General features: G+C 65.1%; 12 protein-coding genes. 2 read left to right on the forward strand and 10 right to left on the reverse strand.

Going from position 1 to position 15,221, the window contains the following annotated elements:
- Positions 1-21 precede the first annotated feature (21 nt).
- Both CI15_RS06855 and CI15_RS36400 read right to left on the reverse strand, forming a co-directional pair.
- Positions 22-3,204, reverse strand: coding sequence for an efflux RND transporter permease subunit (locus CI15_RS06855; RefSeq protein ID WP_062125500.1), 3,183 nt, complete (start codon positions 3,202-3,204; stop codon positions 22-24).
- A gap of 2 nt (positions 3,205-3,206) precedes the next feature.
- Complete coding sequence (locus tag CI15_RS36400) at positions 3,207-3,389, reverse strand: hypothetical protein (RefSeq protein WP_153041065.1); 183 nt, start codon at positions 3,387-3,389, stop codon at positions 3,207-3,209.
- Between the two features lie 247 nt (positions 3,390-3,636).
- Here CI15_RS36400 and CI15_RS06860 point away from each other — a divergent pair, with 247 nt between their 5' ends.
- Together CI15_RS06860 and CI15_RS06865 are read left to right on the forward strand one after the other, a co-directional pair.
- Positions 3,637-3,849 (forward strand): hypothetical protein, encoded by a 213-nt coding sequence (locus CI15_RS06860; RefSeq protein ID WP_062125502.1) that lies wholly within the window; start codon positions 3,637-3,639, stop codon positions 3,847-3,849.
- A gap of 250 nt (positions 3,850-4,099) precedes the next feature.
- The gene (locus CI15_RS06865; RefSeq protein ID WP_075643667.1) at positions 4,100-5,146 is read left to right on the forward strand and encodes a serine/threonine protein kinase; all 1,047 of its coding nucleotides are present in this window, start codon (positions 4,100-4,102) and stop codon (positions 5,144-5,146) included.
- A gap of 11 nt (positions 5,147-5,157) precedes the next feature.
- On the opposite strand, the gene CI15_RS06870 is transcribed toward CI15_RS06865, so the two are convergent.
- The 8 genes from CI15_RS06870 to CI15_RS06905 all read right to left on the reverse strand — a co-directional run bounded on the left by CI15_RS06870 (position 5,158) and on the right by CI15_RS06905 (position 14,836).
- On the reverse strand, positions 5,158-7,056 hold the full coding sequence (locus CI15_RS06870) for a DUF3857 domain-containing transglutaminase family protein (protein ID WP_062125506.1): 1,899 nt from the start codon (positions 7,054-7,056) through the stop codon (positions 5,158-5,160).
- A gap of 177 nt (positions 7,057-7,233) precedes the next feature.
- Entirely contained in the window at positions 7,234-8,256 is a 1,023-nt protein-coding gene (locus tag CI15_RS06875) for an XdhC family protein (protein ID WP_062125508.1), read from the reverse strand.
- Positions 8,229-8,831 (reverse strand): SRPBCC family protein, encoded by a 603-nt coding sequence (locus tag CI15_RS06880; RefSeq protein ID WP_062125510.1) that lies wholly within the window; start codon positions 8,829-8,831, stop codon positions 8,229-8,231. The genes CI15_RS06875 and CI15_RS06880 overlap by 28 nt, the downstream gene beginning before the upstream one ends.
- Entirely contained in the window at positions 8,822-10,087 is a 1,266-nt protein-coding gene (locus CI15_RS06885; protein WP_062125512.1) for a vWA domain-containing protein, read from the reverse strand. The genes CI15_RS06880 and CI15_RS06885 overlap by 10 nt, the downstream gene beginning before the upstream one ends.
- An 11-nt stretch (positions 10,088-10,098) precedes the next feature.
- Positions 10,099-10,980 carry an AAA family ATPase gene (locus CI15_RS06890; protein ID WP_062125513.1) on the reverse strand — a complete coding sequence of 294 codons (882 nt, stop codon included), beginning with the start codon at positions 10,978-10,980 and terminating at the stop codon, positions 10,099-10,101.
- 104 nt (positions 10,981-11,084) lie between these two features.
- Complete coding sequence (locus tag CI15_RS06895; protein ID WP_062125515.1) at positions 11,085-11,882, reverse strand: FAD binding domain-containing protein; 798 nt, start codon at positions 11,880-11,882, stop codon at positions 11,085-11,087.
- Between the two features lie 28 nt (positions 11,883-11,910).
- Positions 11,911-14,304 (reverse strand): xanthine dehydrogenase family protein molybdopterin-binding subunit, encoded by a 2,394-nt coding sequence (locus tag CI15_RS06900; protein ID WP_062126138.1) that lies wholly within the window; start codon positions 14,302-14,304, stop codon positions 11,911-11,913.
- A 10-nt stretch (positions 14,305-14,314) separates the two neighbouring features.
- A complete protein-coding gene (locus CI15_RS06905; RefSeq protein ID WP_062125517.1) occupies positions 14,315-14,836 on the reverse strand; it encodes a (2Fe-2S)-binding protein in 522 nt (173 codons plus the stop codon).
- Between the last annotated feature and the right edge of the window lie 385 nt (positions 14,837-15,221).

The raw sequence follows: 15,221 nt of genomic DNA on the forward strand, positions 1-15,221 counted from the left end.
TCATCATCGCGTGCTTCATGTTCATGGTTTCTGCACCACATGTTCCGCGGCACGCTGATGCCGCGCCGCGAGCCGTCGATAGATCATCGAAAACACGACCGGCACGAAGATCAGCGTGGCCACCGTGCCGACCGCGAGGCCGCCGATCACCGCGCGCCCGAGCGGCGCGTTCTGCTCGCCGCCTTCGCCGAGACCGATCGCCATCGGCACCATGCCGATCACCATCGCGAGCGCGGTCATCAGCACCGGGCGGAAACGCGTGAAGCCCGCTTCGATCGCCGCGCGCGTCGCGTCGCCGTGCAACAGCAACTGTTCGCGCGCGAAGCTGATCACCAGAATCGAGTTCGCGGTCGCGATGCCGATACACATGATCGCGCCCGTGAGGGCGGGAATCGACAGCGTGGTGTGCGTGAGGAACAGCATCCACACGATGCCCGCGAGCGCGCCCGGCAAAGCGGTGATGATGATGAACGGATCGAGCCACGACTGGAAATTGACGACGATCAGCAGATACACGAGCAGCACCGCGAACAGCAAACCCGCGAGCAGGCCCGAGAACGACGCGTTCATCGTCTGCACCTGGCCGCGCAGTTCGATCGTCGAGGTCTTCGGCAGTTCGGCTTTCGACTCGTCGATGATCTTGCGGATGTCGTCGGACACGCCGCCGAGATCGCGGCCGTCGGCGGTGCCGTAGATGTCGATCGTGGTCTGCGCGTTGTAGTGCGTGAGCACGGCGTTGCCCGCTTCGCGGCGCATCGTCGCGAGCGAGCCGAGAATGTTGCTGCGGCCGTTGGCGTTCAGCGGAATGTTCGCGAGCGATTGCAGCGAATCGATCGTGTATTGCGGTGCTTCCGTGATCACGTTGTAGCTGACGCCATTGCGCGGATTGAGCCAGAACGTCGGCGTGGTCTGCTGGCTGCCCGAGAGGGTGATCAGCAGATCGCTCGCGATATCGCGCTGCGAAAAGCCCGCCTGTTGCGCCCGGGTGCGATCGACGTCGATGAAGATCCGCGGCAGATCGGCGGGCTGCTGGATACGCGCGTCGGCGAGACCCGGCACCGTGCGCAGACGGTTCAGCAGCTTCGCGGCGAACGCGCGATTCGCCGCCACCTCACGGCCGACGATCTGGATATCGATCGGCGACGGCATGCCGAAATTCAGCGTCTGACTGACGATATCGGCGGGCAGAAACGCGAACTGCACGCCGGGGAATTCGTCATTGAGCGTGCGTCGCAACATGCGCACATAGGCGGCGCTCGGATGATGGTCCGGGTTCAGCGTGATCAGGATGTCCGAATCGGATGTGCCGATCGTGCCCGTGTTGCTGTACGACAGGTTGATGCCCGACACCGGCAGACCGATGTTGTCGATGATCGAATGCAGTTCGCCCGCCGGAATCAGCTGACGGATGCGCGTATCGACGCGATCGGTCAGCACAGCGGTTTCCTCGACCCGCATGCCGGTTTTTGCGCGCATGTGCAGCGCAATCGTGCCGGCATCGACGGCAGGGAAAAAGTCGCGGCCGATAAACGGCAGCAACAGCAGCGACGCGCAACAGCACAGGAGAAACAACGTGACGAACAAACCCGGCCGCGCGACACGCGCTTCGAGAAACCCGCGATAGCGCTCGCGCAGACGCGCAAAACCGCGCTCGAACGCATAGTGCACGCGCATGAACGGATTGCGCGTTTGAGCCGTTGCGTGCTGCGAATCCGCGGGCCTGTGGTGATGGCGCAGCAGATACTTCGCGAGCGTCGGCACCAGCGTCCGCGAGAAGAAGTACGACGCGAGCATCGCGAACACCACCGCTTCGGCGAGCGGAATGAACAGATAGTGCGCGACGCCGGTGAGCAAAAACATCGGCACGAACACGATGCAGATCGACAACGTCGACACGAGCGTCGGAATCGCGATCTGATGCGCGCCGTCGAGAATCGCCTGTTCGAGCGTCTTGCCCTGCTCGAGCTGATGGCTGATGTTTTCGATCGCGACGGTCGCGTCGTCGACGAGAATCCCGACCGCTAACGCGAGCCCGCCGAGCGTCATGATGTTGATCGTCTGACCGAGCGCGGACAGCGCGATGATCGACGTGATCATCGACAACGGAATCGATACCGCGATGATCAGCGTCGCGCGCCAGTTGCCGAGGAACAGCAGAATCATCAGGCCGGTCAGGCACGCGGCGATCAGCGCTTCGCGCAGCACGCCCTGCACCGATGCCCGCACGAACAGCGACTGGTCGGCAACGGGGTCGATATTCAGCGACGCCGGCACCAGATTGCGCAGCGTCGGCATCATCGTCTTGATGCGGTCGACGATATCGAGCGTGGACGTGTTGCCGCTTTTGTTGATCGTCAGCAGCGCGGCGCGCTGGCCGTTCACGCGCACGATGTTGGTCTGCGGCTGATAGCCGTCGCGCACATGCGCGACGTCGCGGATGTAGATGGTGCCGTTCGCGGTGGTGCGAATCGGAATGTTGTTCAGACCCGCGAGCGAATCGGGGCTGCCGTTCATTTCCACCGAGTACTCGGTCGAGCCGATTTTCGCGGTGCCCGAGGGCAGAATCAGGTTTTGCGCGCTGACCGCGTTGACCACGTCCATCGGCGACAGATTGCGCTCCTGCAGCTTGCGCGAATCGATGTCGACCATGATCTGCCGCTGCTTGCCGCCGTACGGCAGGGGCGCGGAGGCGCCGGGCACGGTGGCGAGCTGCGTCTTCAGGAAGTTATTGCCGAAGTCGTAGAGTTCTTGCTCGGTCAGCGATGCCGACGACAACGCGAGCCGCAGAATCGGCACCGTCGAGGCGTTATAGCGCAGGATGTTCGGCGGCGTGATGCCGGGCGGCAGCGAGCGCAGTTGCGTTTGCGAGAGCGCGGTGACCTGGGCGAGCGCTTCGTCGATGTTCGCGCCCGGCTGGAAAAAGATCTTGATGACCGTGATGCCGTTCAGCGACGTCGATTCCGTGTGCTCGATATCGTTGACCGCCACCGACAAGCCGCGCTCGTAGTTCAGCGCGATGCGCCGTTCCATCTCGTCGGCGGGCAGGCCGTTGTACGACCAGATCACCGAGAGCACCGGAATGTCGATGTTCGGAAAGATGTCGGTGGGTGTGCGCAGAATCGTCAACGGTCCGACGATCAGCAATAGCAGCGCCAGCACGACGAACGTATAGGGGCGCCGTAGCGCGAGACGAACGATCCACATGACTAGCGCAGACGAATGAAATGAGCGGCGGCTGCGCCGCGCGGATCGGAAACAGAGGCGCGCAGGTCGGCGCGAAAGCCGGCGCGAAATCCGGCGTGAAGCCGCGCGGCACCTGTATCAATGGGATCGTTCTGGCAACTCACGTTTTTGATGTCTCCCCCCGCAGGGTTTATGATGATCTTCATTACGTCGTCTGAAGCCGAGATCATCGGCCGTGCGCAGCGTAATGGGAATAGGGCGAAACGACGGGTTAAACGGCCTTTCTTCGCGCTTTCCAAAGCCCCGCAAAGCGGGAACAATGACTCGAACCTCTCACGCGCCATGTGCGCAGCGGATTAGGTGCGCATGCAACGTCAATGCGAAGCGGCGCTTTTATCATCACCTCGACCGGCGTGAAATCATAAAGCCGGCTAAGTGAAGCGGGGAAATATCATGGAAGTCGGTTCCATTGTCCGATCAGTACATATCGCCGTGCCACAAGGCGCGCGCGGAATCGTCATGCGCATTCTTGGCGACATGGCAATGGTGGCGTGGTACGCAGGCGAGCCCGGCGCCTCTCAGCAACTGAATACCGAACCCTTTTTCCTCGAAGATCTGATCGATACCGGCGACCTGATACGTCCGTCCGGCGCGCAGACGCATTGAACCAGAGGCCTGGCCGTTGCCCGTTGCCGCTTATTGGCGCTCATTGCCGCTCATTGCCGCGCATCGCCGTTGCGTGACACGCAGATGCAGGTTGTAGTGATGCTGTAAGGTGAGTCCGGCTCGCGGGCATCACCAAGGGCGTTGCGCGCGTCAATTCACGACGCGCGCCGCAAATCAGCCCACGTTTGCAGCGCTGCGATGCACGCATTGCGAGTCGCGGCCCTCGTCTTTACCCGCGGCGCGGCGCACAATGCGGGGCATGAACGACACCATTCCCGACAATTCCCATCCCGAGGCCGGCGCCGCTGGCGGCGTGCCGTTCGCGCGGCTTACGCCCGAGACCGTGCTCGATGCGCTCGACGGCGTGCTCGCGACCGACGGCGTGCGCACCGACGGCCGTCTGCTGCCGCTCAACAGCTACGAAAATCGCGTGTATCAGGTCGGCGTCGAAGACGGCCCGCCCGTGGTCGCCAAGTTTTATCGTCCTGAGCGCTGGAGCGATGCGGCGATTCTCGAAGAACATGCGTTCGTCGCCGAGCTCGCCGCGCGCGAGATTCCGGCGGTGACCGCGCGCGTGCTCGATGGCCGCACGCTGCATACCTTCGACGGTTACCGCTTCTCGGTGTTCGAGCGACGCGGTGGTCGCGCGCCGGATCTGGACCGGCGCGACACGCTCGAATGGCTGGGGCGTTTCATCGGCCGCATTCACGCGATCGGGCAGACCCACGACTATGCGGAGCGTCCCGCGCTCAATATCGACACGTTCGGCTACGAGCCGCGCGACTTCCTGCTCGCGCACCGTTTCGTGCCCGAAGACCTGCGCGTCGCGTGGGAAACCGTCGTCAACCTGGCACTCGAAGGCGTCGAGCGCGCGTTCGAGCGGGCCGGCGAGATTCGCGCACTGCGTCTGCACGGCGACTGTCATCCGAGCAACGTGCTGTGGACCGACGCGGGCCCGCACTTCGTCGATTTCGACGACAGCCGCATGGGCCCGGCGATTCAGGATCTGTGGCTGCTGCTGCCGGGCGAGCGCGCCGAGGCGTCGCGCTCGCTTTCCGATCTGCTCGCCGGATACGAGGATTTCTGCGAGTTCGAGCCGCGCGAACTGCACCTGATCGAAGCGTTGCGCACGCTGCGGCTGATTCACTATCAGGCGTGGCTCGCGCGCCGCTGGAACGACCCGGCGTTTCCGGCCGCGTTCCCGTGGTTCAACACGCAGCGCTACTGGGAGGAGCGCATCCTCGAGATGCGCGAACAGATCGGCGCGATGCAGGAAGGCCCGTTGTGGCCGGTTTGACGCGTTGACGTTCAAGGCGCCTGCGACGCCACGTCCGACGATTCCACCAGCGTCGATCTGACGATCACCTGCGCACGCACGTCCCGCCCGATCGCCTCGATCGCGGGACGCATGCGCGTGAAATCGTCGGGTGTGCAGACGTCGCTGTCGAAATGGGTGGCGCCGTCGCGCATCATCGTCACGACGTTGCTGTGCGGATCGAACGCGTATTGCGACGCGAAATCGACGAAGCGGTCCTGCGTGCGTTGTGCCTCCGGCATGTCGAGCACGCGGAAATTGGCGGGCAGCTCGATGCGCGCGCGTTCGTGGATCGCGAGGTTGTGGCACACGAACGGCTGCGTGCGCCTGCGTTCGCCGAGCCAGTAGCGCGTGTCCGCCTCGACGCCGCCGCCGAGGCTCGTCAGGGCCGGAATCGACGCCGTCATGCCCGTTACCACGAGATTTTCGAGCGTGCCTTTCATCGTCAGCGTGAGCGGGCCGTCGGCCGCGCTGAGGTCGCTCGTCGTCAGCGTCGCGGTGCCGCGCAGATTCGCGTTGCGCAACTCGGCCTGAATCGATTCCTCGCGTTGCGCGGGCGTTTGCGTGCGCAGCCGCGCGCGGGCCTGCTCCGCATACGGTCCTGCATCCTGCAAGCGATAGGTGAAGCTCGCCGAGCCGTCCGGTTCGATCTTGATCGCAAGGTCGGTGCTGCGCGACATCTGCTCGGTGGCCGGTGTTTGCGCGAGCACGCCGTCGTCGATCAGCACGGTCGGGCGGTCCATGTCGGACGCAGGCAGAAAACCGAATTCGACGTTCGACGCGGTCGAATCCGCGTAGAGCTGCAAATCGGGCAGCCACGTGATCGCATGATTGATGACGCCGTAGCCCGGCACGCTCGGTAACGTGTAGATCGTGCCGCTGCTGATCAGTGCCGGCTCGTTGCGCACGCCGACCGCATCGAGCAGCGCGCCGTAGAGCGCGACGTGATCCTTGCAATCGCCATAGCGGTTCGCGAGGATCGCGCTAGCGCTGTGCGGCACGACGGAGCCGCGCCCGACGTAGATCGCGACATAGCGGACATTGCGACGAACCCAGTCGTACAGCGTTTTGGCTTTGTCATGCGGCGTGTGATCGTGCGCGGTCAATTGCCTCGCGAGCTGCGTGATCGCGGCGTCGTGCGAGTCCGGGTCCGTCGCTGAGGCGCGATACGACGCGGCGAACGCGGCATAGCTCGGGAAGGTCGACACCATCAGCCGATCGCCATACGACACGTAAGCGACCGAGCCGCGTTCGAGCCGGTCGAAATGCGCCTTGTCGTAGCGGAATTCGTAGCGCGTGCGGCCGTCGCGCGTGACCGGCGTCACCGCGCTGAAGCCGCGCGCGTCGGCGTACAGCGGCTTGTCGGCGGGCAGGTCGTAGATCAGGCGGAAGTTGCGCGTCGGCGCGAGGTCGGGCGGCGTGAAGTCGCTGAATTCGCCCGGCACGATCGGCTGACGCTGCGTCTTGCGGTACGTCAGATGCACGCGCGCGCCGGGTTCGACCGCGGGGAACACGATGACCTTTTCCTGGATGTCCTGGAACATCGGCGCGTCGAATGAACGGACTTCCTGGACGTCGCGGATCTGCTCGGGCTCTACGTCGTGACGCTGGCCGTCGGCGGTGAGCGTGTAGGCCTCGAGAATCTGCACGTCGGCCATGTTGCGGTTGAACCAGACGTATTGCTGCGCGACCCGCTCGACACCGGCTTCGTTGTTCACGCGCAGCGTCATCGAATCGAGCTTCGCATACGAGCCGTCGGCGTTGACGGTGAAGGTCTGCGTCTCGCCTTCATTGGTATAGGGGTCGTCCAGTTTGACCGGCACGCTCGCGCTCGCGGCGTGAATGCCGGCGAGCCAGCCGGCAAAGGCAAGGGCCACGAGGGAGAGTCGCATGACGGTCGGTATCCGGACGACGACATTGACGGGATCGTCAGCTAGGGTCGGTTCGCGCGGGGCGGATGTCAAGCGGCTGGCGCGCATTTAGAGGCGCGCCAAAGATTGCCCGGCGGCTATGCGCCGGACGCCCGCAGGCTGCGGCATTGAACCGACCGCTTAACTATCCAGCGAGAGCTACACGCTGCAAGCGGCGCCCCCCGATGCCGCAATTTCCCGCGCGGCCTTCGCGCCTTCGACCTGCAATAGCGTCGGCAGCGACACGCCATTTTTTGCCGCCGTCACTTCCGCGAGAATCGACACCGCGATCTCCGGCGGCGTCCTGCTGCCGATATAAATGCCGACCGGTCCATGCAAGCGGGCCAGTTCGGCTTCGTTCAGATCGAACTCCTTCAGGCGCTCGCGCCGCGCATGATTGTTCCTGCGCGAGCCGAGCGCGCCGACATAAAACGCCGGCGTCTTCAACGCTTCCATCAGCGCAAGATCGTCGAGCTTCGGATCATGCGTGAGCGCGACCACCGCGCAGCGCTCGTCGAGCTTCATGTCGATCACGGTATCGTCCGGCATCGTGCGGACGATCTTCGTGCCGGGCACGTCCCATTCCTCGGTGTATTCCTCGCGCGGATCGCAGACCGTCACCTGATAATCGAGCCCCACCGCGATATGGCACAGGTAGCGCGACAACTGCCCCGCGCCGATCACGAGCATCCGGTAGCGTGGGCCGTGGATCGTCAACAGACGCTGGCCGTCGAAATGCACGCCGTCGGTCGCCTGCGCGTTGTCGAGCCGCACCGCGCCCGTCGTCATGTCGAGCTCGCGCGCGACGAGCCGGCCCTCTTCGACCGCATGACACAGCTCGGCGATGCCGCTTTGCCGCGTCAACGGTTCGAGCACGAGCTGGATCGTGCCGCCGCACGGCAAGCCGAAGCGATGCGCTTCCTCGGCCGTGATGCCGTACTTCACCGCCTCCGGATGCGTCTGCTCGATGCCTCGTTGCCGTACCCTATCGATCAGATCGTCTTCGATGCAGCCGCCCGATACCGAGCCCACCACGAGGCCGTCGTCGCGCACCGCGAGCATCGCGCCCTCGGGGCGCGGCGACGAGCCCCACGTCTTCACGACCGTCACGAGGAGCGCGCGATGCCCGTCCTCCAGCCAGCGGGCGCTGGTTTTCAGAACTTCGAGATCCACGCTGTCCATGATTTCTTCCCTTTCTTTGCATCGCCGCCGGACTCGCCGTCCGCGGCCTCGTTCGATTCCGTTTGCGCGGACGCGGCGTCGGCTTCGGCCTCCACCGACGCTGCGCCGTCCGCCGCCTGATCAGCGCTATTCTCGCCCGAGAACTGGGCGCTGAAGCGCCTGAAAAACTCCCCGGCAATCTTGCGCGCCGCGCCGTCGACGAGCCGCGAGCCGATCTGCGCCAGCTTGCCGCCGACCTGCGCATTGGCGGTGTAGGAGAGCTTCGTCGCGGCTTCGCCGTCGGCTTCGAGCGTGACCTGCGCGTTGCCCTTCGCGAAGCCGGCGGCACCGCCCTGGCCTTCGAACACGATCGTGTAGGTGTTCGGCGCGTCGATATCGGTCAACTGCATGCGCCCCTTGAAGCGTGCCTTGACCGGACCGACCGCCGCGCTCAGCGCGACCAGGTACGCGTTTTCGCCGTCGGGGTCGATGCTTTCGCAACCGGGGATGCAGGCGCGCAGAATCTCGGTGTCGTTCAACGCGTCCCATGTTTGCTGCTGCGCGACCGGCAGCGTATGAGTTTCGCTCAATTCCATGACGTTGCTCCTGCGAGTGTCGTCGCGGCGACGGCGTGGCGAGGCGCGCGCGTCAATTGCGCGAGATCGCGGCCGAATGCTGCGAGACTGTCTAGATTATGAACTGGACGATGCGCGTCGACATAAGGCAGGATCGCCTGCACACCACGCGCTTTCGGCGTGAAGCCGCTGAAACGCAGCAGCGGATTGAGCCACACGATGCGATGCGCGAAGCGCGCGAGGCGCGCCATTTCGGTATCGAGCACATCGATCGCTTCGTGATCGAGGCCGTCGGTGACGAGCAGCACCGTCGCGCGACCGGTGAGAACGCGCCGCGCCCAGCGTCGGTTGAACTCGGCGAGCGCCGCGCCGATGCGCGTGCCGCCCGACCAGTCGACCACCTGATCGCTGAGCGTGGCGATCGCGACGTCGGGATCGCGTTCGCGCAATGCGCGCGTCGCGTTCGTGAGCCGCGTGCCGAACAGAAACACCTGCAGACGTTCGCGCGACTGCAAGAGCGCGTGACAGAAGTAGAGCACCGCGCGCGAGTAGTTGCTCATCGAGCCGGAAATGTCGAGCAGCAGCACGAGCGGCGGCTTGCGCTCGACCGTCGCGCGATACTTCCACACCGTCCAGTCGCCGCCCGCGCGCACCGCATGCCGCGCGCTCGCGCGCAAATCCGCATGGGTGCCGTGCGAGGCCGCCTTCAGGCGTCGTGTCGGCTCGGTGGCGAGCGGCAGCCGCTGGCCACGGATCAGATGACGCAGCGTGCGCCATTCGTCGGCGCTCAAGGTGTCGAAATCGCGGTGACGTAGCCGCTCCTCCGCGCTGAACGTGAGGTGCGCGTGCAACTCGTGCTGCTCGGTTTCCTGCGGTGCTTTCAGGTGCGGCGACGGCGGCATGCGCACCGCGAGCGCATCGGCGAGACGGTTGTTGCGCTTAGGTGGCGGCAAGCCGTCGCGCACTTTCGGCAGTAGCAGTGCGCGCAGCTTGCCTTCCCAATCGGGATCGCGCCAGAACAGATCAAACGCGGCGTTGAAGAGTTCGCGTTCGTCGGGCGCGGTGACGAGCAGCGCGGCCAGCGCGGCGCGCACGTCGTCGCGGCGGCCGAGGTCGATCCATTGCAGCGCGGCGAGTGCATCGACTGCTTGTGCGGGTGACATCGGCAGGCCGGCTCCACGCAGCACCCGCACGAAATGCACGACATTGCGCGCGAGCATGGGCGCAGTCTGTTCTTCCGCATTGTCGTGGCTGTCTGAGCCGCTCTGGTTCGTCATGCCAACGATCCTCACCCGGACAGACACTGCGCGATCTGCGTGGCGTCCACGCGCGCGAGATCGTCCTGATACTTGAGCAGCACGCCGAGCGTGTTCTGCACCGATTGCGGATCGAGCTCCGTGACCGACAGCGCTTCGAGCGCGCGGCACCAGTCGATCGTTTCGGCGATGCCGGGCGCCTTGAACAGATCCATGCCGCGCAGCCGATGCACGAAATCGACCGCGCGTCGTTGCAGTTGCGCCGACGTATGCGGCGCGCGCGCGGCGACGATCTCGAGTTCGCGCTCGCGATCCGGATAGCCGATCCATTGATACAGACAGCGGCGCTTCAACGCGTCATGCACTTCGCGCGTGCGGTTCGACGTCATGACGACGAGCGGCGGCTGCGTGGCGCGCACGGTGCCGTACTCGGGAATCGATACCTGGAAGTCCGAAAGCAGTTCGAGCAGGAAGGCCTCGAACGGTTCGTCGGCGCGATCGATTTCGTCGATCAGCAGCACGCGCCGCGCGCCGGGATGGTGTTCGTCGGGCATCAGCGCCTGGAGAAGCGGGCGCTTTAGCAGGAATTCGCCGCGATACAGCGTGTCGTTGTCGGGCCGCTCGCCGCTCGCTTCGGCCAGCCGCAGCGCCATGATCTGGCGCGGGTAGTCCCATTCGTAGAGGGCGCTCGCGGTGTCGAGTCCTTCATAGCATTGCAGCCGCAAGAGCGTGGTGCCGAGCATGCCCGCCGCGGCTTTCGCGAGCTCGGTCTTGCCGACGCCGGGCTCGCCTTCGACGAACAGCGGCCGCTCCATGCGCAGCGCGAGATATAGCGCGGTCGCAAGCTCGCGGCTCGCGAAATAGCGTTGGGCGGCGAGTTGGGCGAGGGTGTCGTCGATCGAAGCCGGCTGCATGGTGGTCCTGAATCTGCGCGACAGGCCGTCGCGAAGTGAGCGAAGCCGGCTTGCGCGCGCGGTGGTGCGAGTGCGCGGCAAGCCGGTCGGCCTGGCAAGGATCGCTAGGCGTTCGCCTTCGTGACCGCACGCCCCGCGAGCACCGGAATCAGATGCGCGCGATATGCGGCACTCGCGTGCATGTCCTCGTTCAGCTCGTCGGGCGACACGCTGACCGCGCGTGCCGCGTCGGGCGTGAAGTTCGCCGACAGCGCGCTTTCAAGCTCGGGTATGCGAAACACCGACGATGCCGCGCCCGTCACCGCGACCCGCACACCGCTCGCAAACTTCGCGACGAACACGCCGACCAGCGCGAAGTGCGAGGCCGGATTGCGGAATTTCTCGTAGGCGGCGCGCTCGGGCACCGGGAACTCGACGGCGACGATCAGCTCGTCGGGCGCGAGCGCGGTCTCGTACATGCCGACGAAGAAATCGCCCGATGTGATGCGCCGTCGGTCCGTGACGATCGTCGCGTCGAGGCCCATCGCCGCGGCCGGATAGCAGGCGGCCGGGTCGTTGTTCGCGAGCGAACCGCCGATCGTGCCAAGCGCGCGCACCTGACGATCGCCGATATTCGCGGCGAGCTCCGCGAGCGCGGGCAAGACGCGCCGCACCTCCGCATGATCGGCGACGTCCGCGTGACAGACGGCCGCGCCGATCGTCACTTTGCTCGCGTCGACACTGATCGATTTCAGCGCGGGAATGCGCGTCACGTCGATCAGTTGCGACGGCTGCGCGAGACGCAGGCGCATGGTCGGCAGAAGGCTCTGGCCGCCGGCGAGGAACTTCGCGTCGCTGTCGGCGCTGAGGGCTGCGGCGGCCGCTTGCGGATCCGTCGCGCGTTGATACTCGAATGAATACATGTCGAATGCTCCGCTCAGGATCGTTGGGTCAGGCTTGCTTCGCGGCCTGTTGCGCGGCTTGAATCGCGGACCATACGCGATGCGGCGTCGCCGGCATCTGCAGATCGGTCACGCCAAGCGGGGCGAGCGCGTCGATGATCGCGTTGATCACGGCCGGTGGCGAGCCGATCGCGCCCGCCTCACCGCAGCCTTTCACGCCGAGCGGATTGTGCGTACACGGCGTGCCCTTCGCGGTTTCGACTGTGAAGTCGGGCAGATCGGACGCATGCGGCATCGCGTAGTCCATGTAGGAGCCGGACAGCAGTTGGCCGCTGTCGTTGTCGTACACGCAGCGCTCGAGCATCGCCTGGCCGATGCCTTGCGCGAGCCCGCCATGCACCTGACCTTCGACGATCATCGGATTGATCACGTTGCCGAAGTCGTCGACCGCGGTGAACTTCTGGATACGGCACACGCCGGTCTCCGGATCGACTTCGATCTCGCAGATATACGCACCCGACGGATACGTGAAGTTGGTCGGATCGTAGAACGCGCTTTCTTCGAGCCCCGGTTCGAGCACCTCGAGCGGATAGTTGTGCGGCACGTACGCGGCGAGCGAGATTTCCGCAAACGCCTTCGTGCGGTCCGTACCCGCGACGCGAAACACGCCGTTCTTGAACTCGATGTCTTCAGCCGACGCTTCGAGCAGATGCGCGGCGATTTTCTTCGCCTTCGCCTCGATCTTGTCGAGCGCCTTGGAGATGGCCGAACCGCCCACCGCGATCGAACGCGAGCCATAGGTGCCCATGCCGAATGCGATGCGCCCGGTGTCGCCGTGCACGATCTCGACGCTGTCGAGGGCAATGCCGAGCCGGTCCGCGACGACCTGCGCGAAGGTCGTCTCATGCCCCTGGCCGTGACTATGCGAGCCCGTGAACACGGTGACCGAACCGGTCGGATGCACGCGAATCTGGCCGACTTCGAACAGGCCCGCACGTGCGCCGAGCGCGCCCGCGATGTTCGACGGCGCGAGACCGCATGCCTCGATGTAGCACGAGTAGCCGAGGCCGCGTCGTTTGCCGTTCTTTTCGGATTCCTGCCGACGCGCGGCGAAGCCCGCCACGTCCGCGATGTCGAGCGAGCGCGCGAGGATCGCGTTGTAGTCGCCGGTGTCGTAGGTGAGGCCGACCGGCGTCGCGTAGGGGAACTGCGTGATGAAGTTGCGGCGGCGGATTTCCGCGGGGTCGAGCTTCATCTCGCGCGCCGCGGTTTCGACCAGCCGCTCGACGACGAACGTCGCTTCCGGCCGGCCCGCGCCGCGATAGGCATCGACGGGAACGGTGTTGGTGAAGACCGCCTTCACTTCGGCGTAGATCGCGGGTGTCGCGTATTGCCCGGCGAGCAGCGTCGCGTACAGGATCGTCGGCACGCTGGAGGCGAACGTCGAGAGGTACGCGCCCATGTTCGCGATGGTGTGCACGCGCATCGCGAGGAACTTGCCGTCGGCGTCCATCGCGAGTTCGGCTTGGGTCACGTGATCGCGGCCGTGCGCGTCGGAGAGGAAGGCCTCGGAGCGCTCGGCCGTCCATTTGACCGGCCGGCCGATCTTCTTCGACGCCCACGTGAGCGCGACGTCTTCCGCATACAGAAAGATCTTCGAGCCGAAGCCGCCGCCGACGTCCGGCGCGATCACCCGCAGCTTCGATTCCGGCAGCGACAGCACGAACGCGGCCATCAGCAGCCGCTCGACGTGCGGATTCTGATTGGCCACATACAGCGTGTAGCTGTCGTCGTGCGCCGAATAGCTCGCGTTGACCGCGCGCGGTTCGATCGCATTCGGCACGAGCCGGTTGTTGACGATGTCGAGCGTGGTCACGTGCGCGGCTTTCGCGAACGCCGCATCGGTCGCGGCCTTGTCGCCGTGGCCCCAGTTGTAGCAGACGTTGTCGGGCACTTCGTCGTGCACCGCCGGCTGACCCGGGTCGGCCGCATGCGCGGTATCGACGACGGCCGGCAGCACGTCGTAATCGACCTCGATCAGCTCGGACGCGTCTTTCGCGGCCTTGATCGATTCGGCGATCACGAGCGCGACCTGATCGCCCACGTGGCGCGCTTTCGTATGGGCAATCACCGGATGCGGCGGCTCGTTCATCGGCTTGCCATCGGTGCTGTGGATCAGCCAGCCGCACGGCAGGCCGCCGACGTTCTCCGCGGCGAGATCCGCGCCGGTGAAGATCGCGACCACGCCCGGCGACTGTTTGGCCGCGCTCGTCTCGATGCTTTTGATCTTCGCGTGCGCGTGCGGCGAGCGCAGGAACACGCCGTAGGTTTGCTGCGGCAGCACGATGTCGTCGGTGTACTGGCCTTTGCCGGTGAGGAAGCGGTAGTCTTCCTTGCGTTCGACGGCGGCGCCGATCAGGCTCGGGGTATCGGGTGCGTTCATCGTCGGCTCCTCAGGCGGTTGCGCCGGCGGCATTCGCGCCGGCAATTGCGCTCGATGCGGCGGACGACTTCATACCCGCGGCGCCTTCGAGCACGGCCTTGACGATGTTGTGATAGCCCGTACAGCGGCACAGATTGCCGTCGAGTTGCTCGCGCACGTCGTCGCCGCTCAGATCGGGTTGACGCTGTACCAGCGACACCGCGCTCATCACCATGCCCGGTGTGCAGAAGCCGCATTGCAGACCGTGGCAGTGCTTGAACGCTGCCTGCATCGGATGCAGCTCGCCGTTGTGCGCCAGCCCTTCGATGGTGGTGACTTCCGCGCCATCGGCTTGCACGGCGAGGATGTTGCAGGACTTGATCGCGCGGCCGTTCAGATGCACGGTGCAGGCGCCGCATTGCGCGGTATCGCAGCCTACGTGGGTGCCGGTCAGACGGAGTTGATCGCGCAGGAACTGGACAAGCAGGGTGCCAGGGTCGACTGAGGCGCTCACGGGTGCGCCATTGACCGTCAGACTGATGCTGATCGCCATGAAGCTGTCTCCTTTGTCGATCGGAGCGAGCGCTTCGGCGTATCGATGCCCGCCTCGGCGCTGACCACGATCCCATGCAAGATAGTTGCTGTGGGTGAGACCGGACCTGTGCTTGTTATTGCCCCTGCTTTGCTTCGACTGCGTGCTGACTGCGATTCGCGAGGTCCGATGAGGGTGCTACGGGTTTTACAAGTCTGCCGAAAAGTAAAGCACAAATCGCGTGGGCGCGCTATGAGGGGAAGTGTGTTCGGCGCGCGCGAGCGCACCAAGAGAAGCATGGTGCGCCACGGAACGGGACGCCAGAAAGACCTGCGCCCCGTCATGCAGAGCACGACGGGGCGCATCGATAGATCAGCGGAAAAGCGAGGCCGGGCTCGCGAGCATT

It is taken from the genome of Paraburkholderia monticola (assembly GCF_001580545.1).
GTDB lineage: Bacteria > Pseudomonadota > Gammaproteobacteria > Burkholderiales > Burkholderiaceae > Paraburkholderia > Paraburkholderia monticola.